Genomic DNA, 19,869 nt, shown 5'->3' on the forward strand with positions numbered 1-19,869 from the left:
TAACAAGGGCAGAGCGCATATCTGTGTGTCATGAAACAGATTGCCTTTGCCCTTGCCCTTGCTTTGACTGCCCCGGCAGCCTGGGCCGCCGACAAGCTGCCCTTGTCGCAGATCTCGAACTATCTGAACGGATTGAAGGCCGTTCAGACGACGTTTACCCAAGTCAACGATGACGGATCGCTGAGTACCGGCAAGCTGTGGCTGCAGCGGCCCGGCAAGATGCGGTTCGAATACGATCCGCCCAACAGTGCGGTCGTGCTGGCCAATGCCGGCACCGTGATGGTGTTCGACCCCAAATCAAACCAGCCGCCCGAGCAGTACCCGTTGAAGCGCACGCCGCTGTCGCTGGTTCTGGCGCGCAACGTGAACCTGTCGCAGGCCAACATGGTAGTCGGCCACACATTTGATGGCACAGCCACAGTCGTCACCGCGCAGGACCCGAAAAACCCCGAGTCCGGACGAATCGAGCTGATGTTCACGGCAAATCCGATCGAGTTGAGGAAATGGGTCATCTACGACAACGCCGGGGGTCAAACCACGGTGCTGCTGGGCCCCCTCAACGAAGATGTCAGAATCGACAGCGACCTGTTTTCGAACAAGGCGCGGCGCGGGTCAGAAAACCGCTGACCCGCGGCTCTTTCAGTAGCGGCAGCTGGACAGCTGCGCCTGGTACATCTGCGCACGTGCATCCACGTCGTTGGCTACGTTCAACAGCCATGTTTTACCGTAGTGGCTGCCGCGTGCGTAACCCGCGCGACCTTCGTGATATGCCAGATACTGGTTCCGCGTGTCGCTGGTCGAGATGCCGATCTTCTGACTGCTTTTGTTCATGTACCAACCGACGAAATCTGACGCGTCACGAATGCGGTCACGCTTGGCGCGCCGCTTCCCGGTTTCGCGCTGATATTCTTCCCAGGTTCCGTCCAGGGCCTGGCTGAAGCCATAGGCGCTGCTCTGACGGCCCATCGGAATAACCCCCAGAACATATTTGTGGGGCGTCCGCGCGTCGTGACGATAGCGGCTTTCTTGGTAGATGGTTGCCATCTGGACATGAACCGGAACACCCCATTTGCGTTCGGTGCTCTTGAACGCCTTGATCATGTCCGGCCGCTCGCGCGCGATGGCGCAAGCGTCATTGAGGTTGCTGGGCGGACGCTGTGCGCCGCCCCCACAGGATGCCAAAAACAGCACCCCGAAGAGTACGAGAAGTTTTCTGCTCATGTGCCTCGTGCCTTTTTTCTCTATTCTAGCGCAGATTGCAGGCCGAGGAAATCACAATCGTATAGGATACCGTCCAGCAGGCCGTCGACTGTCAGGCATAGGTTCACAGACTGTTTCCGGGAATTTCAGATCAATGATTGGCAATTGCCGGCGGAAAGGTTTAGTAAGTGCCTTGGGGGCTGAAACAATGCTGAAGACACATGCAAAGTACCGCCTGGGCCAGGTGGTTCGTCACAAGAAACATCCCTTCCGAGGGGTGATTTTTGACGTGGATCCGGAATTTGCGAACACCGAGGAATGGTACGAGGCAATTCCCGAAGAAAGCCGCCCGATCAAGGATCAGCCGTTCTACCATTTGCTGGCCGAGAACGATCAATCCTTCTATGTGGCTTATGTATCAGAGCAAAATCTGATTGCCGACCAGTCAGGCGAACCTGTTGATCATCCTGACATTCCCAACATGTTCGGGCCGTTTCAGGACGGCAGCTATCCGCTGCACTTCCAACTGAACTGATGCGGTGCTGACGCCGTTGCGGCGTCAGTAACCCAAAGCGCAGCCGTCCTTTCGGGGGTCGCTAGCGCCTTCCAATACTCCGCTTTGATGGATTCGGATCGCCTGTGCACCGCCCAAAGGCGTTTCCGTCTCGACGACATTGTGGCCCAAGTCTGACAATTGTTGCGCGATCCTGCGGTTGTAGCCCGGTTCGATCTTCAAGATCGAACCGTCGGCAAAAACGCGGGGAGCGTCGACGGCGTGCTGCAGCCCCAAGTCGAAATCCAGAAGGTTGGAAACAAGGCGCGCGTGGCCCGTCGGCTGATAGGCCCCGCCCATCACGCCGAACGGCATGGCAATCTGGCCGTTTTGCTTCAGCATCGCGGGAATGATGGTGTGCATCGGGCGCTTGCCGCCGCCCAGCTCGTTCGGATGCCCCGGTTCAAGGTTGAAACCACATCCGCGGTTCTGCAGGAGAATGCCAAACTTTTCCGAGGCGATGCCCGATCCGAAGCTGTGGAAGATCGAATAGATCAGAGAAACAGCCATTCGATCCCGGTCGACGACCGTGACATAAACCGTGTCCTTGTGCACCGCTTCGGTCAGCGGGGCGGCGGCGGTCATGGCGCGCCGGGGATCAATCAGCTCGGCCAGCTTTGCCGCCGTTTCCGGCGCCAGAAAATGTTCCATGCGCGACGTATGATCCGGGTCGGCGATGAACCGGTTGCGTGCATCGTAGGCCAGCTTGGTCGCCTCGGCTTCGATATGCGCCCGTTCGGCGCCCCACGGGTCCATGCCGGCAATGTCGAAATGCTTAAGGATGTTAAGAAGCAGGATCGCAGTCGCGCCTTGTCCGTTCGGCGGATGTTCAAGCAGTTCAGCGTTGCGGTAGTCGCTTCCAACCGGTGAGGCTTCGATGAACTTTGTGTCGTGAAAATCCGTGGCCGAATGAATCCCGCCTCGGGAATTCAAAGCGGCCAGCATGTCATCGGCGATTTCGCCCTCATAAAAGGCGTCACGCCCATTTCGGGCCACGCGACGCAGGACTTCTGCCTGACCCGGAGCGCGAAACATCTGACCTGTCGTTGGGGCGCGGCCGTCGATCAGATAGTGATCCCGCGCTGCGCCCTGCAGCGTTTCGGCCCCGATCGACCAGTCATGCGCAACGCGGGGTGCAACTGGAACGCCCGTTTCGGCATAGTAAATTGCAGGTTGAAGAAGGGCCTCGATCCCCAATCGACCCTCGGCTTCTGACAGGTGGCAGAATGCGTCGACGGCGCCGGGGATTGTCACCGCTTCGGGGTCGTCAAGTGGCACCGTAGCCAACCCACGAGCCCGCAGATCTTCGGCCGAGGCTGCAGCGGGCGCCCGCCCAGAGCCGTTCAGCGCGCGAACCGTCGTTTCGCCCGCGCGATTGAAAAGAACGAAACAGTCGCCACCCAGACCTGTCATCTGCGGTTCGCAGATGCCCAGAAGCACGCCCGCGGCAATGGCGGCGTCCATCGCGTTTCCCCCGCGGCCCAGAATGTCCAGCGCCACCTTTGCAGCCAGCGGATGCGAGGTTGCGCACATCCCTTCGGTCGACAAAACCTCGGAACGGCCGGGGGCATGGAAATCGCGCATGGAATGGGTCTCCTCCTGAACGGGTCGACACTAGGGTGCCGATGGCTGATGTCCAGTCATTTCAAGGAGAAGGTCCTCGGCGCCGTTCACTGGGTGGGGGCTGTGACACATGGCGCCGAGGGAAGCTATCTGAGCTACCCCTTGTTTCTGCCGGTCGTTTGCGGCGCGACAATGGTCCGATCTGGGCGTTATTGTGGCCGATCCGCTTTTTTTGTGCGCACAAACCGCAAGAATAGCAGGTTTTGGCCGTTCTTGCGGTCATACCGCACCTCGTCGGCCAATGTGCGGATCAGGAACCAACCGAAACCACCTTCGGGCAGATTTGATGTATCGGTTTCCACGCTGGCAGGAATGCCATCAGGTATCTTCAGGCCGGGCAGGGGGCGCCCGGTGTCGGCGATCTGGACCTCGAGATGATCTTTGGAGTCCAGCACGGAAACCCGGACCATTCCGGGCGTGCACTCTGCGTAGGCGTGTTCGACAACATTGTTGATCGCCTCGGCCAACACGATCTTGATGTCCGCAGTCTTTTGCCCCGGCAAGCCGAAATTTGACAGCCCCGCGTGCAGCGAAGCGATGGCGCGGCTGGCCTCGGCTTCGACGGCAGGGAATGCCACTTCGAGTCGGCCGTCTTCGCAGTTGACTGTCACGCCATTTGCCCCCTGGCGCTTCACTCCAACTCGGAGGCCAGCGCGTCATCCAAGTTGGGATGCAGTTTGAAAACCGTATCCATCCGCGTCAGCCGAAAAACCTTTGCCACGACAGGCTGCAATCCCGCCAGTTCCAGCCTGCGCCCATTTCCAAGCTGCTTCATTGATGCCACGATCGCGCCCAATCCACTGGAGTCTATGAACTCGACCGCAGACAGGTCCAGGATGATCCGACCGGCGCTATTTGCGGTTTGGGTCCGCATGTCTTCCTTGAACTGTATCGCCATGGCGGCGTCGATGCGGGTGGCGTCGACTGTGATGATCTGCGTCTCGCCTGTCGTTTTGCTGCTCAGTGTCACGTGACTACCCTCGGATTCAGTCGATCGATCGTAGAAATACGCTAGACGGCATTTCTTACCATTCGGTATCCAAGCACTCGACAAAAGGAGGAGTCGTCACATGAAAGAGGTTGTGATCGCTGGTGCGGCCCGGACGCCGATGGGCGGGTTTCAAGGAATGTTCGACGGCGTGCCTGCGGCGGAACTGGGTGGCGTCGCCATTCGTGCGGCGCTTGAAAACGCCAAGACGCAGACGGTCGACGAGGTTTTGATGGGCTGCGTTCTGCCCGCCGGTCAGGGGCAGGCTCCGGCGCGGCAGGCAGGGTTCGCGGCAGGTCTGGGTGAAGAGGTACCTGCGACCACACTGAACAAGATGTGCGGGTCGGGCATGAAGGCGGCGATGATGGCGTTCGATCAGATCGCGCTTGGCCATGCAGACTCGATGGTTGCGGGTGGAATGGAAAGCATGACGAATGCGCCCTACTTGCTGCCCAAGATGCGCGGCGGGGCGCGTATCGGTCACGGCCAAGTGGTGGATCACATGTTCCTGGACGGGCTGGAGGATGCCTATGACAAGGGCCGCCTGATGGGCACTTTTGCTGAAGACTGCGCCGAGGCTTATCAATTCACCCGAGAGGCGCAGGACGAATACGCGTTGAAGTCGCTGTCGAATGCGCTCGAAGCGCAGGCCAGCGGGGCCTTCTCGGACGAGATCGCAGCCGTCACGGTCCGAAGCCGCAAAGGTGAAATCATTCAGGATTCGGATGAGCAGCCCAAATCGGCGCGGCCGGAAAAGATACCGACGCTGAAGCCGGCATTCCGCAAGGATGGCACGGTGACGGCGGCCAATTCCTCGTCAATCTCGGATGGCGCGGCGGCGCTGGTTCTTGCCGCGGCTGACACGGCTGAAGCGCGCGGCCTGAATGTCCGTGCCCGCATCCTAGGCCACGCGAGCCACGCCCAGGCGCCCGGCCTTTTCACGACGGCTCCGGTCCCGGCCGCGCAGAAACTGCTGGAACGGATCGGTTGGAGCAAGGACGACGTGGACCTGTGGGAAGTGAACGAGGCTTTTGCCGTTGTTCCGATGGCCTTCATGCATGAAATGGGCTTGCCGCGCGACAAGGTCAACGTCAACGGAGGCGCCTGCGCCCTAGGTCATCCGATCGGTGCCTCGGGCGCACGCATCATGGTGACGCTTCTAAATGCACTCGAGAAGCGTGGCCTGAAGCGCGGAGTTGCCGCGATCTGCATCGGAGGCGGCGAAGGCACCGCAATCGCGATCGAGCGGGTTTGACGCTTTGGCATTTTGCCATTAGCTGAACCGGGCTGCAGAGGTTGCGGCCCGGTTACACATTGGAAATGACCCCATGAAAGCTGACTACGCGCTCTTGTCCAAAACCATCGAAGCCCTGACGGAAGGTGAAACTGATCAGGTCGCTCTGATGGCCACCGTCGCCTGCGAGGTGCATCACAGCGACGACCGCTTTGACTGGACGGGGTTTTACCGTGTGACCGAGCCGGAGTTGTTGAAGATCGGACCCTATCAAGGCGGGCATGGGTGTTTGGTCATTCCGTTCTCCCGCGGGGTCTGCGGAGCAGCAGCGCGCACCGGAGAGGTTCAGCTGGTCCCGGATGTGGATGCGTTTGAGGGGCACATTGCCTGCGCCTCGTCGACCCGGTCCGAACTGGTTCTGCCGGTGCGGGATTCTGCGGGGCAGGTCATCGGGGTCTTTGATATCGACAGCGATCAGCCCGATGCGTTCGAGCAGGCCGATGCCGAAGGGCTGTCGCGTATCCTCGCGCAGGTTTTCGAGCGTCTGTAGAACCTTTATTCCGGTTCGATCCCCGAGGCTTTGAGCTGAGAGTCCGGCTCCACGTGAATGATGGTCCGAGCCTCAGGCAGCTTTTCGGCGATTGCATCTTCGATCGCGTCACAGATGTCGTGGGCGTCACCGACTGTCATGTTGCGATCGACGACCAGATGAAATTCGATGAACACGGCTTTGCCGGCCCGACGTGTGCGCAGATCGTGGATCTGCAAGGCTCCCTGAGACGAGTTCCGAACGGCGGCTTCGATGATGTCCGTGTCCTCGGTGTGGGCCGCGGAATCCATCAGATCTCCGGCCGAATGGAAAATGACCTTCCAGCCTTCGCGCAGAATATTTGCGGCCACCAGAATGGCCAGCAGCGGGTCAAGAACGGCCCAGCCTGTCAGCAATACGAGGATCAGTCCCAACAAGACCCCGGCCGAAGTCCAGACGTCGGTCATCAGGTGGCGTCCATTGGCCGTCATTGCCGGTGACCGCCGCTGCTCGCCCGCCGCGATCAGCACCCGTGCCCAGATCAGGTTCAACACCATGGCCGCGGCGTTCACGGCCAGTCCGATCGGCCCAAGCTGCTCCAGGTGAGGGGCGAACAGGGCGCCCAAGGCTTCCTGAATGATCAAGATTGCGGCGAGAACGATCAGGGTCCCCTCGGCGATGGCCGAGAAGTTTTCGGCCTTGTGATGTCCGAAAGGGTGATTGCTGTCGGCAGGACGCTCCGCCATCCGAATGGCAAACCACGCCAGCAGCGCGCCAACCACGTTGACCAAAGATTCCATTGCGTCGGAATACAGAGCGACCGACCCGGTCAAATGCCATGCCAGGACCTTGAGCAGCAGCACCAGCAGGGACACCGCCACTGACCCGATGGCCAGCGCCTGGGACGAAGTTCTGTCAATCATGTGCAACCATTGCCCGATCGCACTGCCAATTTCCAGTTTCAAACAGAACTGTAGGTGAGGAACAGGTAGATCGCGCCCGCCTGCAGAGCCGCAATGGCATACAGCAGAGTCGTCAGCCGCTTTTTCCGGGTCTTGTGTCCGAATATCCAGCGACCCAGCAAAGCTGCGGGGCTGCCGCCCAACAGCGCCAGTCGCAAAAGCCACTTCTCCGGGACACGCCGCCTGCGTCGGATCGCCCGCAGCTTGTCCCAGCCGAACACCAGCAAAGTCAACGCGTTGATGGCCCAGAAATACAGAATGACGATCCACATTCCGCAGCCATAACGTGGAAGGATCAGGACCGGTAGTGAAAAATATCTTGGAATTTTCACCGATTCGGGACATCGTGAAAAATGTGACGTAAATTTCATGACTCGGAGGGGAAAGCGTGAACGATCAGGCCAATATCGCTGCGACGCTGGGGGCGGACATTCGCGCGCTGCGCAAGGCGCGCGGGCTGACGCTGACCGATATCGCTTCGCGGTTGGACCGGTCGGTGGGCTGGCTCAGCCAGGTCGAGCGCGATTTGTCTGCTCCGTCGATCTCGGATCTGCGCCTGATCGCGGAATGCCTGGGCGTGCCGATGTCGATGCTGTTCGCCCACACCGGCGTTCTGGCCGAGGAACAGGGCTATGTGGTGCGCGCCGGTTCGCGCCGGCCGATGGGGTCGGGCGAGGAAGGGCTGATCGAGGAATTGCTGTCACCTGACCTGACCGATGATTTCGAGATGGTGCATTCCACCTTTGAGCCCCATTCCCGGATGCAGACCCCGGCCAACCGTCCGACGCAAGAGGTTGGATACATGATCTCGGGCCGTCTCGACCTGACGATCGGAGGCCGAAATTTCACCGTCGGCGTCGGGGACAGCTTTCGGATCAAGCACGAACCCTACCAATGGGCAAACCCTTACGACGAACCCGCCGTGGCCGTCTGGGTGATCGCTCCGCCGGTGTACTGATGAGCTTTGAGGCCTGGACCATATTCGCGCTGTTCTGGGTGGTGTTCGTGACCACGCCGGGTCCGAATGCGGTGAATTGCATCTCGAACGGGATGAGCCTGCCATTTCCCAAGGCAATGCTTGGGGTCCTGGCCATCCTGACCCAGGCCAGCGCCTTTCTGATCCTGTCGGCTCTGGGGGTGACAGCCCTGATCGCGGCCTCGCCGACCGGGTTTTTCGTGGCCAAGCTGATTGGGGCGGGATTCCTCATCTGGATGGGGCTCCGGGGGTGGATGAACGCCGCGCGTCCCGCGCCGGCCAGCCAGCGCCCGGCCCGCCATGTCTATCTCCATGCTTTGGCTGTCGCCACGATCAATCCAAAGAGCGTCGCAGGTTACCTGGCCGCGTTTTCCCAGTTCGTGCAGCCCGATGTGCCGATCTGGCAGCAAATGGCGATCATCATGCCGACGGCGCTGATCATCACCACGCTCAGCTACACCGGGTTCACACTGTTGGGTGCGGTGATGGGGCGGGCGGCGCTGGGCGCCGTGTTCAACGTCTGGGTGCGCCGCGTCATGGCCACCTGTTTCATCATCTATGGCGTCCTGCTGGGAACCAGCGCGGCACCTGCAGGAAAGGGATAGAGCCATGCAAAAAGGATCGTGCCTTTGCGGTTCGGTGGCATTCACGATCAACGGAGAGCTGTCACCGCCCTCGGCCTGCCACTGCGGGCAATGCCGTCGGCAGTCAGGGCATTATTGGGCCTCGACCGCGACCCACCAGGACAACCTGACCCTGAACAGCAGCGATACGCTGGGATGGTTTCAGGCTTCGGACACGGCCCGGCGTGGTTTCTGCAAGGCATGCGGAAGCTTTCTGTTCTGGCAGCACAAGGACGAAGACACGATTTCGGTTTCGATGGGGGCTCTGGACCAGCCCACTCAGTTGAAACTGGCTCGCCACATCTTCGTGGCGGACAAGGGCGACTACTACGACATCACGGATGAACTGCCCCAAAGGGCACAATGACAGGGATCTAGAAAAATGAGCGATTTTCCGACCAAGGCCCGCGTGGTCATCATTGGTGGCGGCGTCGTAGGGGCGTCCTCGCTGTACCATTTGGCCAAAAAGGGCTGGACCGACTGCGTTCTGCTGGAAAAGAACGAGCTGACCGCAGGTTCGACCTGGCACGCGGCCGGCAACGTGCCGACCTTCTCGACCTCTTGGGCGATCATGAACATGCAGCGCTATTCGACCGAGCTGTATTCACGTCTTGGCGAAGAGGTCGACTACCCGATGAACTACCACGTGTCGGGATCAATCCGTCTGGCGCACAGCAAAGAGCGGATGCAGGAGTTCCAGCGGGCCATGTCGATGGGGCGCTACCAGGGAATCCCGATGGAAATGTGGACGCCGGAGCAGGCCAAGGAACGCTACCCGTTCCTGGAAACTCATGATCTTGAGGGCGTTCTGTATGACCCGACCGATGGGGACATCGACCCGGCGCAGCTGACCCAGGCGCTGGCCAAGGGCGCACGCGACATGGGGCAGAAGATCATCCGGTTCTGCCCGGCCACCGGCGTGACCCAGCATGACGACGGCACCTGGACCGTCCACACCGAAAAGGGCGACATCGACTGCGACTATGTCGTCAACGCGGCCGGCTACTACGCGCAGCGTGTGGGCGAATGGTTCAAGCCTTATGGCGGCCGCACCGTGCCGGCGATGGTCATGAGCCACCAGTATTTGCTGACTGACGAGATCCCCGAGGTCGAAGCCTGGTCGAAGGAAAACGGTGGCAAGCTGCCGCTGCTGCGCGACGTGGATATCTCCTACTACCTGCGACAGGAAAAGCACGGCTTCAACCTTGGCCCATATGAGCCCAACTGCAAGGGCCACTGGATGACCGAGGACGACCCGATGCCCGAGGATTTCAGCTTCCAGCTGTGGAACGACGATCTGGACCGGATCGAGGACATCGTCACCGACGCGATGGAGCGGGTGCCGCTGATGGCGACCTCGGGCGTGGGCCGCGTGATCAACGGGCCGATCCCTTATGCGCCCGACGGCCTGCCGCTGATTGGCCCGATGCCCGGCGTCAAGAACGCCTTCGAGGCGCATACCTTCACCTTCGGCATCGCCCAAGGCGGCGGTGCAGGCAAAGTGCTGGCCGAATGGATCGTGGATGGCGCCACCGAATGGGACATGTGGGCCGTCGATCCCCGCCGCTATACCGACTACACCGATCAGGATTACTGCAATCAAAAGGGCATGGAGGTCTACGGCAACGAATACGCCATGCACTTCCCGCATCATGAATGGCCCGCCGCGCGCGACAAGAAGCTGTCGCCGGTTCACGCCAAGGTCAAGGAACTAGGCGGCGTCATGGGCGTCTACAACGGCTGGGAGCGCGCCAACTGGTTCGCGCAGCCGGGGGATGACACCTCCGAAGAAAGCACTCACACTTGGGGTCGCTCGGGCCCGTGGGAGCAGCGGATCAAGGAAGAATGCGAGGCCGTGCGCGACCATTGCGGCGTGCTTGACCTGCCGGGTTTCTCGCGGTTTGTCGTCAAGGGCGAAGGCGCGGCCGAGGCGCTGCGCGGGCTGGTCACCGGCGGCCTGCCCAAGGTAGGCCGGATCAACCTGGTCTACATCGCCGACGACCGCGGCCGCATCCTGACCGAGATGTCCTGCATGCGTCTGGGTGAGGATGACTTCGTGATGATCACCGCCGCCACCGCGCAATGGCACGACCGAGACATCCTGAGGAACGCGATGCCCGCGGGCGTCACGGTCGAGGACGTGACCACCACCCGCGACACGCTGATCGTGACCGGTCCGAAATCGCGTGAGATCCTGTCGGGTCTGACCGATGCCGACCTCTCTCTGGGTTGGCTGACCCATCAGGCCGCCACCGTGGCCGGACAGCCCGCCCACCTGATCCGCGTGTCCTTTGCCGGTGAACTGGGTTGGGAGGTGCATGCGCTCAACGAGCACGTGCCCGCGATCTATGATGCGATCCTTGCCGCCGGGGCCAAGCCGTTCGGCATGTATGCGCTGAACAGCCTGCGCATCGAAAAGGGATACCGCGCGTGGAAGGGCGATCTGAGCACCGACTACTCGTTGCTGGAAGGCGGGCTGGAACGCTTCGTCAAGTTCGACAAGCCGCAGGACTTCCCGGGCAAGGCCGCTTTGCTGGCGGAAAAGCAGCGTGGAGTGAAGAAGTCTTTCGTCACGCTGGTCGTCGAGGCCGGTGACTGCGATGCGCCTTACATGTCCTGCATCTGGCAGGGCGATCAGATCGTGGGCGAGACCACATCGGGCGCCTGGGGCTATCGTGTCGGCAAGTCCGTCGCGCTGGGCATGATCAAGGCCGATCTGGCCAACCCGGGCACCGAGCTCGAGGTGGAAATCTACGGCGAAAAGTGTCGCGCCGTGGTACAGGAGGATCAGCCGCTGTGGGATCCCGTAAACGAGCGGCTGCGCGCCTGACACAAGGAGGCCCATATGCGCCCGCGATATTCCAAGCAGGGACCCGGTGAGGGTCCCAACTATGACTGGGAGAACGACCATACCTTCGTGAAGGTTTCCGGTCAGGACACGGGCGGGGCGTACACCCTGATGGAAGACAACTTGAAGGCCAGCTTCGCGCTTGGCCTTCATCGCCACGACAGCCACGCCGAGACTTTCTATTTTCTCGAGGGCGCCGTGGATTTCTACGTCGACGGAGATTGGCACCTGTGCACGCCGGGCACCACCATGCATGTTCCGCCGGGTGTGCCGCATGCTTGCCGGGTGGCCGACAACAAACCGGCACGGATGCTCATGATCTTTCAACCCTCCGGGTTTGACGGCTTCCTTGCGGAACTGGCAACCATGACCCAGGCAGATTTTGAGGACGAGGCCAAGATGGCCGATCTGAATGCCCGCTACGACATCGTGCCGATGGGGCCGGTTCCACCCCATCCCGACGACCAGACCTGAGAAGCCAGCGAAATGAATGCTCCAAAGACGATGTGCGGTGTCTATTTGACGGGTCACGGTGGTCCCGAAGTTCTGGAATGGCGTAAGGATATTCCGGTTCCGGTGCCCGGGCCCGGGCAGGTTCTGGTCCGCGTGGTCGCGGCAGGCGTCAACAACACCGACATCAACACGCGGATCGGATGGTATTCCTCGGACGTCACCGGCGCGACGGACGCGGTTGACCAAGAGGTCGAAGCCGGCGGTTGGGGCGGCGCGCTGTCCTTTCCCCGCGTTCAAGGCGGAGATCTTTGCGGCATAGTCGAGCAGATCGGGCCGGGTGCCGGCTTCAAACCGGGGCAACGCGTGACCTGCCCGATCAACCTGCCGCGCCCGCGCCCGGGTAACCCGACAGGCTTCATCGCGCTTGGGTCCGAGATCGACGGGGCTTTTGCGCAATACTGCCTGCTCGAGGCGGATGACCTCTATGACGTGACCGCCTCACCGCTGTCGGATGTGGAAATCGCCGCCATCCCTTGTGCGTTCGGGACGGCCGAGAACCTGTTGACCCGCGCGGGCGTGACTGCCGGGCACAAGGTGCTGATCACCGGCGCCTCGGGCGGCGTCGGGCTGGCGGCCGTGCAATTGGCAGCCTTGCGGGGAGCAACCGTGTGGGGAGTGACCAGTGCGGCTAAGGCCGAAGTGGTGCGGGCGCAGGGTGCGGCTGGTACGTTCGACCGCGACGCGCCGCTGCCGCAGGACAGATTTGACGTGGTGATCGACGTGGTCGGCGGCCCGGCCTTTACCGGCCTGATCCTGGCACTGAAGCCGGGCGGCCAATATGCCGTGTCCGGGGCCATCGCCGGCCCGATCGTGCAGGCTGATCTGCGCGAAATCTACCTGCGTGACATCACGATCCACGGCTGCACTCACCAAGCCTTCGAAGTTTTTGGCCGGCTGGTCGAGTTGATGAACGCGGGTCGGATCAAGCCGTTGATTTCCAAGACTTACCCGCTGCGCGAGATCGTGCAGGCGCAGACGGACTTTCAATCAAAGACCATGCCCGGAAAGCTGGTTCTCATACCGTAAGGAGGCACCGAGATGGCAGACATCACGCTGTTGGATGGTTCGATCGGTCAAGAGCTCGTGAAACGTCGTGGCGAACAGCCAACCGCCTTGTGGTCAACCCGCGTAATGATCGACGAGCCCGGGTTGGTCGGAAAGATCCATCGGGATTATTTCGACCGCGGGGCAACCGTCGCGACGACAAACACCTATGCCGTCCACCGCTCTCGCCTCGTACGAGCGGGGATCGAGGATCAGCTGGAGCAACTCATCGATGCGGCTCTGACACAGGCCGAACTGGCGCGCGATGGGCGGGCGGGGCGTATCGCCGGCGCGCTGGGCCCCTTGCTGGCCACCTATCGCCCCGATCTGAACCCTGATCCCGACGAGGCCGCGCAGAAATTCGCGGAACTGGTGCGATTGATGCAGAACCGGGTGGACCTGTTCCTGATCGAAACCGTCTCGTCCGTGACCGAGGCCGAAGGCGCCCTGCGTGGAACCGAAGGCTGTGGCAAGCCGGTTTGGCTGGCCCTGTCGGTCATGGACGAGGACGGTACGCGGCTGAGGTCGGGCGAACCGCTGGGCGCGATCGCGCCACTGGTCGAACGCTTCGATCCTCAGGCGGTTCTGGTCAATTGCACCCGGCCCGAGGCGGTGCCCGCAGCGCTGGAGATCCTTGCGACACTTCAAAGACCTTACGGTGCCTACGCGAATGGTTTCACCCGGATTTCCGACGGCTTCCTGAAAGACGCTCCGACAGTCGACGCGCTGGAAGCGCGCCACGATCTCGACCCGTCGGCCTATGCCGCACATGCGATGAGTTGGGTTGACCAAGGGGCCACGATCATCGGTGGATGCTGCGAAGTGGACCCAGAGCACATCGAAGCTGTGGCTAACGCCCTGCGCTCGGCCGGGCACAGGATTGTGTGAGTGGCGAGGATGGCGGAGAAACTGGACCTTGGAAAACCCGACGGCGTCAAGGCGCAATGGCATTTTGACATCATCACCGCGCCGGGCTTCGTTCTGCTGGAACTGGCGTCGGTGGTGGATGTGCTGCGCCTCGCCAATCGGGTTTGTCCGCACCCGCCGTTCACTTATACTTACCGATCGCTGAAGGGAGGGACCATCGTCAGCAGCAGCGGCGCCAGCATTCCGACCCAGCCCGTTACGCGCCAACCGGACGCCGACTATCTGTTCGTGATCGGCAACACCGACCCGGACCAGCCCGAGCTGTCGCTGGGCCGGGTTGTGTCCGACTATACCTATCGCGGTGCGCAGGTCTTTTTGCTGGCCGAGGCCGCCAGCCGGTACATCGACGAACACGGAACGCCCGACATGGCAACACATTGGGAAAACGCGTCGATCTTCCGCGAACGCGGCGCACGGTTCGAGGCCAAGCTTTCGATAGCGACCGAGCAGGGCCCGGTCGTGACCTGCGCGGGAATGGGGGCCACGGCCGATATTGCACTGGCGGTGATCGGGCGCCACATCTCGGGCCCGGCCAAGATGACGGTGGCCGACATCATGCTGCATGAACATATCCGCGACTTTTCGTCGTTGCAGCCGTTTTCGGGCGCCAAGACGACAACGACCGGGGACGCCCGGCTGGATCAGTGCATCAAGTTGATGCAGGCCAATATCGAAGATCCGTTGCCCATCAATCAACTGGTCGAAGAGCTTGGAATGTCGAACCGCTCGCTGGAGCGCAAATTCAAGACATTCTTCGGCACCACGCCGAACGGGTTCTACCGGGAGATGCGGTTGGCCAAGGCCAACAACCTGCTTTTGAATACCACTATGAGCGTACGTGAAATCGGCCTCGCCTGCGGCTTTCCCAACGGGTTCTCATCCGTCTACAAAAGCTTTTTCGGGATCACGCCATTCGCTCTGCGCCGCCAGAAACGCCAATCGGCGCTGCGGTGATTTTTGTGCCGCAGTTGACGTTTTTGCTGCATTTCTTGTCGCCTGTTCGTGGCACTCTGACGCCGATTCGAGATTGGAGACTTCGGAATGGTTGATCTTCCCAGCAAGGCCCGCGTAGTGATCATCGGTGGCGGTGTGATCGGATGCTCGGTGGCCTATCACCTGACCAAGAAAGGCTGGAGCGACGTTGTTCTGCTGGAGCGCAAGCAGCTGACCAGCGGCACGACCTGGCACGCGGCGGGCCTAATCGCACAGCTGCGGGCCACCGCAAACATGACCAAACTGGCAAAGTACAGCCAGGAACTCTATGGCGCGCTCGAAGAGGAAACCGGTGTCGCTACTGGGTTCAAACGCTGCGGCTCGATCACCGTAGCGCTGACCGACGAGCGCAAGGAAGAAATCTATCGCCAGGTCGCCATGGCCCGCGCCTTCGGGGTCGAGGTCGAAGAGATCTCGAACGAACGCGTGGGCGAACTTTATCCGCATCTGAATCTGGATGGGGTCAAGGGCGCGGTCTATCTGCCGCTGGACGGACAGGGCGACCCAGCCAACATCGCGCTGGCGCTGGCCAAGGGTGCCCGTCAGCGCGGCGCCGTCGTCAAGGAACGGGTCAAGGTCACCGAGATCGCAAAGCAGGGCCGCAAAGTTACCGGCGTCGACTGGATGGCGGATGACGGCAGCGCCTCGGGCCATATCGAATGCGACATGGTGGTGAACTGCGCCGGGATGTGGGGCCATCAGGTGGGGCGCATGGCAGGTGTCAATGTACCACTGCATGCCTGCGAGCACTTCTACATCGTGACAGAGGGCATCGACGGGCTGACCCAGCTGCCGGTTCTGCGGGTGCCGGACGAATGCGCATATTTCAAGGAAGATGCCGGAAAGATCCTTCTGGGTGCGTTCGAGCCGAATGCCAAGCCCTGGGCCATGAACGGAATTCCCGATAGTTTCGAGTTCGACCAACTGCCCGAGGATTTCGACCATTTCGAACCGATCCTCGAGGCCGCCTGCAACCGGATGCCGATGCTGGCCGAGGCCGGGATTCATACCTTCTTCAACGGCCCTGAGTCCTTCACGCCCGACGACGCCTACCACCTTGGCCTTGCGCCCGAGATGGACAATGTCTGGGTCGCGGCCGGGTTCAACTCGATCGGGATCCAGTCTGCGGGCGGCGCGGGCATGGCGCTGGCAGAATGGATGGACAGCGGCGAAAAACCCTTTGACCTGGGCGACGTGGACATCAGCCGGATGCAGCCCTTCCAGGGCAACAAGCAGTATCTGTTCGAGCGGTCCAAGGAAACGCTGGGCCTGCTCTATGCCGACCACTACCCCTACCGGCAAAAGGCCACGGCGCGCGGCGTGCGCCGGACGCCGTTCCACCATCACCTGAAAGAAAACGGGGCCGTCTTTGGCGAGCTGGCCGGCTGGGAGCGCGCGAACTGGTTCGCCAACGAGGGGCAGGAGCGCGAATACCGCTACAGCTGGAAGCGCCAGAACTGGTTCGAGAACTCGGCCGCCGAACACCGCGCGGTGCGCGAGAACGTGGGCATGTACGACATGTCCTCGTTCGGAAAAATCCGGGTCGAAGGCCCAGATGCACAGGCTTTCATGAACTATATCGGCGGCGGCGACTACGCGGTTCCAAACGGCAAGATCGTCTACACCCAATTCTTGAACCGGCATGGCGGGATCGAGGCAGACGTGACCGTGACACGCCTTTCTGAGACCGCCTATCTGGTCGTGACCCCGGCGGCGACGCGACTGGCCGACCAGACGTGGATGATGCGTCATTCGGGCAATTTCAATGTGGTCATCACTGATGTTACGGCAGGCGAAGGCGTTCTGGCGGTGATGGGGCCCAACGCGCGGACGTTGCTTGAAAAAGTTTCGCCCAACGACTTCTCGAACGCGGCAAACCCATTCGGCACCGCGCAGGAAATCGAAATCGGAATGGGCTTGGCACGCGTTCACCGCGTGACCTATGTGGGCGAACTTGGGTGGGAGGTCTACGTGTCGTCGGATATGGCCGGGCACGTTTTCGAAACGCTGCACGAGGCCGGGCAAGACATGGGCCTGAAGCTGTGCGGTATGCACATGATGGACAGCTGCCGGATCGAAAAGGGCTTCCGTCACTTCGGTCATGACATTACCTGCGAAGATCACGTTGTGGACGCCGGTCTCGGCTTTGCCGTCAAGGTGGACAAGGGATGTGATTTCATTGGCCGAGATGCGGTGATTGCCCGCAAGGACAGCGGCCCGCACAGCCGGCTGGTGCAATTCAAGCTGACCGACCCTGAACCGCTGCTGTTCCACAACGAACCGATTGTCCGCGATGGCGAATATGTGGGTTACATCAGCTCAGGAAACTATGGCCACACTTTGGGTGGCGCGATCGGCATGGGTTATGTCCCCTGCAAGGGCGAAAGCGCAGCCGACGTGCTGTCCTCGACATACGAGATTGACGTCTGCGGTGTGAAGGTCCGGGCCGAGGCGTCGCTCAAACCGATGTACGATCCGAAATCCGAACGTGTGAAGGTCTGAAGGCGGGTTGGGGGCGTTGCTCCCACTCAGTTGCAGAGCGCCGGATGGAGGTTCTTGACGAGGCCTCCATCCGGCCACGACTTTAGCGAAAAACAAAGCAGAGCCGAACAAGGCCCTGCCGGCCGTACACCTAACGATGGGGTTGCCGACCCATCACAATTCGTTATGGGCGTCTTCAAGCTTTTCTGAGTTTCAATGGCAAAGCACTTTGCCTAAAGACGGGGGGTATCAGCTGGAGACCATTCATGGCCGAGCGCCCGACCCAAACCCAGAACACGGATTCGCCAAAAGGCCTTGCGCTGGCTGTTACGGCGTATGTCCTATGGGGTTTTCTGCCGCTCTACATGAAGGCAATGGCGCATATCGATCCCGTCGAAATCGTGGCGCATCGCATCATCTGGTCGGTGCCGGTGGCCGGGTTGTTGCTGGTCGCGCTGGGGCGAACCGGTGATCTGAAGGCGGCGCTGCGTGATCCGCGCATGTTGGGAATGGCATGCCTGACGGCGGCCCTGATTTCGGTGAACTGGGCTATCTACGTCTGGGCGATCGCCAGTGGCAACGCTTTGGACGCGGCGCTGGGGTATTACATCAACCCGCTGTTCAGCATAGCGCTGGGAGCGATCCTGCTGCGCGAGTCCCTGACCCGAACACAGTTGATTGCCGTGGGGCTTGCCGCCTTGGGCGTTCTGGTTCTGGTGGTCGAGGCCGGCCGTCTGCCATGGGCGGCGCTGGGGTTGATGGTCAGTTGGGGATTTTATGCGTTCTTCAAGCGCTCGTTGCCCATCGGACCAAACCAGGGTTTCCTGCTTGAGGTTTTGATTTTGCTGGTTCCCGCGCTGGCTTATGTGACCTGGTTGGGCGTGCAGGGCACCGGACATTTTGGAGGCGCCGCAACAGATACCATGCTGTTGGCCGGGGCGGGTATCGTGACCGCCGTTCCGCTGCTGGTCTATGCCAACGGGGCCAAGCTGGTGCGACTTTCGACCATGGGCATCCTGCAGTACATCGCGCCGACCATGATATTCATCACGGCGATCACGCTGTTTGGTGAGCAGATCGACCGCGGGCGCATGATTGCCTTTCCGCTGATTTGGGCCGCACTGGTTGTCTATTCAGTGCCCATGATCCGTCAGGTGCGCGCTCAGACCTGATCGAGGATCATTCGCGCGGCCTGCTCTGCCCAAAGGCGATAGGCTTTGGGGCTTGGGTGATAGCCGTCCACAGCGGCCAGGGCCGGATCGTCGGGCAGGTGCAACGGCAGATGCCGGGCCTGTGGAGAGCTCGCGATCACCTCTCTCAGCCCCTCGTCAAGGCGCGCGGATTGCCTTCCCAGAACCCATGCCAAGGGCTGTGGCAGCGCCGGGAACCGATCCATCTGCGGGACGCCCGTCACGATCACAGTCCGCACGCCCAGATCGACGTTGAGCAAGCGCATCAACTCGGCCTGTTGCCGTTTGAACCGGCTGCAGGACACGGCTCGAGTGACGTCGTTGACGCCCAAGGCCGTAACAGCCGTGTCAAACTGGCCTTCGATCCTGCGCAGGTCTTCGATCGTGTCACCGGTCGTGTGGCCGGTCGTCGCAACAAGGCGCCACTCAACGCTGAACTGGCGGCTGAGCAGTTTCACCAGCTGGCCCGACAGCGCCTGTTCCTGAGTGCCAGCCCCAACGCCTGCGGCTGAACTGTCGCCGGCGATCAGCAAGCGCAGTCTCGGCCCGCGGCCTTGCCGGCCCTCACGTGCACCAGAAGGTTCGGGCAGCTGCACGGCCCTTCGCCGCACCAACAGAGCCTGTGCCGCCAGCACCGGCAGCAGCGGAACTCTCAGAAGCTGATCGGCGGCAATGGGCACGGGTGGCTCAGCTCAAAGCGTTCCGAAATTCCAGGAACCGGGGGTCTTTCATGACGCGCGCCATCATGGCCTCGCGCAGGGCGCCAACGGTCTTGTAGGGACGCATGGCGACTTCGAATGTCTGAATCAGCCCGTCATCGTTGAGCGTGATCAGGTCAACGCCAACAGCGTCCAGTTCACCTACCTTGCATTGAAACTCCAATGCCCAGTCTTTGCCATCGCCCATGATCCGGCGGTAGCGAAACTCGGAAAAAACCTGCCCCACATGACCCAATACCGCCGCCACCGGGGCGCGTCCGGTCCAGGTGCTGTAGTAGGTCGGCGGAAGGAACTGCACGTCTTCGGCCAGCAATTCATGGATCAGGCTCTCGTCGCCCTTGGCCACCACTTCCTGAATTCGTTCGATCGTCGGGTGCATGTCATCTCCTCTGCCTGGCGCGAGAGTTGCCGAGAAGCCTTCTCATCGCAAGGACGACGTTGCGAGAGGCGGCGCCCTGCGATAGGC

General features: G+C 61.2%; 22 protein-coding genes. 14 read left to right on the forward strand and 8 right to left on the reverse strand.

Translation table 11 applies throughout. The features are described 5' to 3' along the window. Nucleotides 1-30: 30 nt before the first annotated feature. Nucleotides 31-627: a LolA family protein gene (locus tag AC2FNZ_RS17370; RefSeq protein WP_170341318.1), complete on the forward strand. Its 597-nt coding sequence runs from the start codon at nt 31-33 to the stop codon at nt 625-627. Nucleotides 628-639: 12 nt separating this feature from the next. Here the strand turns inward: AC2FNZ_RS17370 and AC2FNZ_RS17375 are convergent, their stop codons facing one another. After that, on the reverse strand, nt 640-1,221 hold the full coding sequence (locus tag AC2FNZ_RS17375) for a transglycosylase SLT domain-containing protein (protein ID WP_093964271.1): 582 nt from the start codon (nt 1,219-1,221) through the stop codon (nt 640-642). Nucleotides 1,222-1,408: 187 nt separating this feature from the next. On the opposite strand from AC2FNZ_RS17375, the gene hspQ reads away from it, so the two are divergent. After that, nucleotides 1,409-1,735, forward strand: a complete 327-nt coding sequence (gene hspQ / locus AC2FNZ_RS17380) for a heat shock protein HspQ (RefSeq protein ID WP_496841391.1) — start codon at nt 1,409-1,411, stop codon at nt 1,733-1,735. A gap of 24 nt (nt 1,736-1,759) precedes the next feature. Here the strand turns inward: hspQ and AC2FNZ_RS17385 are convergent, their stop codons facing one another. From AC2FNZ_RS17385 to AC2FNZ_RS17395, 3 genes are all read right to left on the reverse strand, one after another. Further along, nucleotides 1,760-3,337 (reverse strand): gamma-glutamyltransferase family protein, encoded by a 1,578-nt coding sequence (locus AC2FNZ_RS17385; protein ID WP_496841392.1) that lies wholly within the window; start codon nt 3,335-3,337, stop codon nt 1,760-1,762. A 188-nt stretch (nt 3,338-3,525) separates the two neighbouring features. Beyond that, entirely contained in the window at nt 3,526-3,987 is a 462-nt protein-coding gene (locus AC2FNZ_RS17390; protein WP_496841393.1) for an ATP-binding protein, read from the reverse strand. A gap of 20 nt (nt 3,988-4,007) precedes the next feature. Next, nucleotides 4,008-4,346 (reverse strand): STAS domain-containing protein, encoded by a 339-nt coding sequence (locus AC2FNZ_RS17395; RefSeq protein WP_496841394.1) that lies wholly within the window; start codon nt 4,344-4,346, stop codon nt 4,008-4,010. A 100-nt stretch (nt 4,347-4,446) separates the two neighbouring features. Here AC2FNZ_RS17395 and AC2FNZ_RS17400 point away from each other — a divergent pair, with 100 nt between their 5' ends. Together AC2FNZ_RS17400 and AC2FNZ_RS17405 are read left to right on the forward strand one after the other, a co-directional pair. Beyond that, on the forward strand, nt 4,447-5,619 hold the full coding sequence (locus AC2FNZ_RS17400) for an acetyl-CoA C-acyltransferase (RefSeq protein WP_170341327.1): 1,173 nt from the start codon (nt 4,447-4,449) through the stop codon (nt 5,617-5,619). A 73-nt stretch (nt 5,620-5,692) separates the two neighbouring features. After that, nucleotides 5,693-6,148 carry a GAF domain-containing protein gene (locus AC2FNZ_RS17405; protein WP_496841395.1) on the forward strand — a complete coding sequence of 152 codons (456 nt, stop codon included), beginning with the start codon at nt 5,693-5,695 and terminating at the stop codon, nt 6,146-6,148. Nucleotides 6,149-6,153: 5 nt separating this feature from the next. Here the strand turns inward: AC2FNZ_RS17405 and AC2FNZ_RS17410 are convergent, their stop codons facing one another. After that, complete coding sequence (locus AC2FNZ_RS17410) at nt 6,154-7,050, reverse strand: cation diffusion facilitator family transporter (RefSeq protein ID WP_093964416.1); 897 nt, start codon at nt 7,048-7,050, stop codon at nt 6,154-6,156. A 38-nt stretch (nt 7,051-7,088) separates the two neighbouring features. After that, a complete protein-coding gene (locus AC2FNZ_RS17415; protein WP_093964277.1) occupies nt 7,089-7,361 on the reverse strand; it encodes a DUF1294 domain-containing protein in 273 nt (90 codons plus the stop codon). A gap of 116 nt (nt 7,362-7,477) precedes the next feature. On the opposite strand from AC2FNZ_RS17415, the gene AC2FNZ_RS17420 reads away from it, so the two are divergent. From AC2FNZ_RS17420 to rarD, 10 genes are all read left to right on the forward strand, one after another. Next, entirely contained in the window at nt 7,478-8,047 is a 570-nt protein-coding gene (locus AC2FNZ_RS17420; RefSeq protein ID WP_496841396.1) for a helix-turn-helix domain-containing protein, read from the forward strand. Then, the gene (locus AC2FNZ_RS17425; RefSeq protein WP_093964279.1) at nt 8,047-8,670 is read left to right on the forward strand and encodes a LysE family translocator; all 624 of its coding nucleotides are present in this window, start codon (nt 8,047-8,049) and stop codon (nt 8,668-8,670) included. The genes AC2FNZ_RS17420 and AC2FNZ_RS17425 overlap by 1 nt, the downstream gene beginning before the upstream one ends. 4 nt (nt 8,671-8,674) lie before the next feature. After that, nucleotides 8,675-9,055 (forward strand): GFA family protein, encoded by a 381-nt coding sequence (locus AC2FNZ_RS17430; RefSeq protein ID WP_170342302.1) that lies wholly within the window; start codon nt 8,675-8,677, stop codon nt 9,053-9,055. A gap of 15 nt (nt 9,056-9,070) precedes the next feature. Next, on the forward strand, nt 9,071-11,518 hold the full coding sequence (locus AC2FNZ_RS17435; RefSeq protein ID WP_496841397.1) for a GcvT family protein: 2,448 nt from the start codon (nt 9,071-9,073) through the stop codon (nt 11,516-11,518). 15 nt (nt 11,519-11,533) lie between these two features. Next, entirely contained in the window at nt 11,534-12,010 is a 477-nt protein-coding gene (locus tag AC2FNZ_RS17440; RefSeq protein ID WP_093964282.1) for a cupin domain-containing protein, read from the forward strand. Nucleotides 12,011-12,022: 12 nt separating this feature from the next. Continuing rightward, nucleotides 12,023-13,075 (forward strand): alcohol dehydrogenase family protein, encoded by a 1,053-nt coding sequence (locus AC2FNZ_RS17445; protein WP_496841398.1) that lies wholly within the window; start codon nt 12,023-12,025, stop codon nt 13,073-13,075. A 12-nt stretch (nt 13,076-13,087) separates the two neighbouring features. Beyond that, nucleotides 13,088-13,981, forward strand: a complete 894-nt coding sequence (locus AC2FNZ_RS17450) for a homocysteine S-methyltransferase family protein (RefSeq protein WP_496841399.1) — start codon at nt 13,088-13,090, stop codon at nt 13,979-13,981. 9 nt (nt 13,982-13,990) lie between these two features. Next, a complete protein-coding gene (locus tag AC2FNZ_RS17455) occupies nt 13,991-14,974 on the forward strand; it encodes a GlxA family transcriptional regulator (RefSeq protein WP_496841400.1) in 984 nt (327 codons plus the stop codon). A gap of 87 nt (nt 14,975-15,061) precedes the next feature. Then, nucleotides 15,062-17,515, forward strand: a complete 2,454-nt coding sequence (locus tag AC2FNZ_RS17460; RefSeq protein ID WP_496841401.1) for a GcvT family protein — start codon at nt 15,062-15,064, stop codon at nt 17,513-17,515. A gap of 245 nt (nt 17,516-17,760) precedes the next feature. Continuing rightward, on the forward strand, nt 17,761-18,666 hold the full coding sequence (rarD, locus tag AC2FNZ_RS17465) for an EamA family transporter RarD (protein WP_496841402.1): 906 nt from the start codon (nt 17,761-17,763) through the stop codon (nt 18,664-18,666). Here the strand turns inward: rarD and AC2FNZ_RS17470 are convergent. Both AC2FNZ_RS17470 and AC2FNZ_RS17475 read right to left on the reverse strand, forming a co-directional pair. Beyond that, a complete protein-coding gene (locus AC2FNZ_RS17470; protein ID WP_496841403.1) occupies nt 18,657-19,364 on the reverse strand; it encodes an SGNH/GDSL hydrolase family protein in 708 nt (235 codons plus the stop codon). The two genes, rarD and AC2FNZ_RS17470, sit on opposite strands and share 10 nt — an antisense overlap. A gap of 7 nt (nt 19,365-19,371) precedes the next feature. After that, nucleotides 19,372-19,782, reverse strand: a complete 411-nt coding sequence (locus AC2FNZ_RS17475) for a nuclear transport factor 2 family protein (RefSeq protein ID WP_496841404.1) — start codon at nt 19,780-19,782, stop codon at nt 19,372-19,374. Between the last annotated feature and the right edge of the window lie 87 nt (nt 19,783-19,869).

This window comes from Ruegeria sp. SAZA006, from assembly GCF_059613465.1.

What these genes read in the sequence shown, in the direction of transcription:
- AC2FNZ_RS17370 (WP_170341318.1), top strand. Translation starts at nt 31, where the DNA reads ATGAAACAGATTGCCTTTGCCCTTGCCCTTGCTTTGACTGCCCCGGCA.
- AC2FNZ_RS17375 (WP_093964271.1), bottom strand. Translation starts at nt 1,221, where the DNA reads ATGAGCAGAAAACTTCTCGTACTCTTCGGGGTGCTGTTTTTGGCATCC.
- hspQ (WP_496841391.1), top strand. Translation starts at nt 1,409, where the DNA reads ATGCTGAAGACACATGCAAAGTACCGCCTGGGCCAGGTGGTTCGTCAC.
- AC2FNZ_RS17385 (WP_496841392.1), bottom strand. Translation starts at nt 3,337, where the DNA reads ATGCGCGATTTCCATGCCCCCGGCCGTTCCGAGGTTTTGTCGACCGAA.
- AC2FNZ_RS17400 (WP_170341327.1), top strand. Translation starts at nt 4,447, where the DNA reads ATGAAAGAGGTTGTGATCGCTGGTGCGGCCCGGACGCCGATGGGCGGG.
- AC2FNZ_RS17405 (WP_496841395.1), top strand. Translation starts at nt 5,693, where the DNA reads ATGAAAGCTGACTACGCGCTCTTGTCCAAAACCATCGAAGCCCTGACG.
- AC2FNZ_RS17410 (WP_093964416.1), bottom strand. Translation starts at nt 7,050, where the DNA reads ATGATTGACAGAACTTCGTCCCAGGCGCTGGCCATCGGGTCAGTGGCG.
- AC2FNZ_RS17415 (WP_093964277.1), bottom strand. Translation starts at nt 7,361, where the DNA reads ATGTGGATCGTCATTCTGTATTTCTGGGCCATCAACGCGTTGACTTTG.
- AC2FNZ_RS17425 (WP_093964279.1), top strand. Translation starts at nt 8,047, where the DNA reads ATGAGCTTTGAGGCCTGGACCATATTCGCGCTGTTCTGGGTGGTGTTC.
- AC2FNZ_RS17430 (WP_170342302.1), top strand. Translation starts at nt 8,675, where the DNA reads ATGCAAAAAGGATCGTGCCTTTGCGGTTCGGTGGCATTCACGATCAAC.
- AC2FNZ_RS17435 (WP_496841397.1), top strand. Translation starts at nt 9,071, where the DNA reads ATGAGCGATTTTCCGACCAAGGCCCGCGTGGTCATCATTGGTGGCGGC.
- AC2FNZ_RS17440 (WP_093964282.1), top strand. Translation starts at nt 11,534, where the DNA reads ATGCGCCCGCGATATTCCAAGCAGGGACCCGGTGAGGGTCCCAACTAT.
- AC2FNZ_RS17445 (WP_496841398.1), top strand. Translation starts at nt 12,023, where the DNA reads ATGAATGCTCCAAAGACGATGTGCGGTGTCTATTTGACGGGTCACGGT.
- AC2FNZ_RS17450 (WP_496841399.1), top strand. Translation starts at nt 13,088, where the DNA reads ATGGCAGACATCACGCTGTTGGATGGTTCGATCGGTCAAGAGCTCGTG.
- AC2FNZ_RS17455 (WP_496841400.1), top strand. Translation starts at nt 13,991, where the DNA reads ATGGCGGAGAAACTGGACCTTGGAAAACCCGACGGCGTCAAGGCGCAA.
- AC2FNZ_RS17460 (WP_496841401.1), top strand. Translation starts at nt 15,062, where the DNA reads ATGGTTGATCTTCCCAGCAAGGCCCGCGTAGTGATCATCGGTGGCGGT.
- rarD (WP_496841402.1), top strand. Translation starts at nt 17,761, where the DNA reads ATGGCCGAGCGCCCGACCCAAACCCAGAACACGGATTCGCCAAAAGGC.
- AC2FNZ_RS17475 (WP_496841404.1), bottom strand. Translation starts at nt 19,782, where the DNA reads ATGCACCCGACGATCGAACGAATTCAGGAAGTGGTGGCCAAGGGCGAC.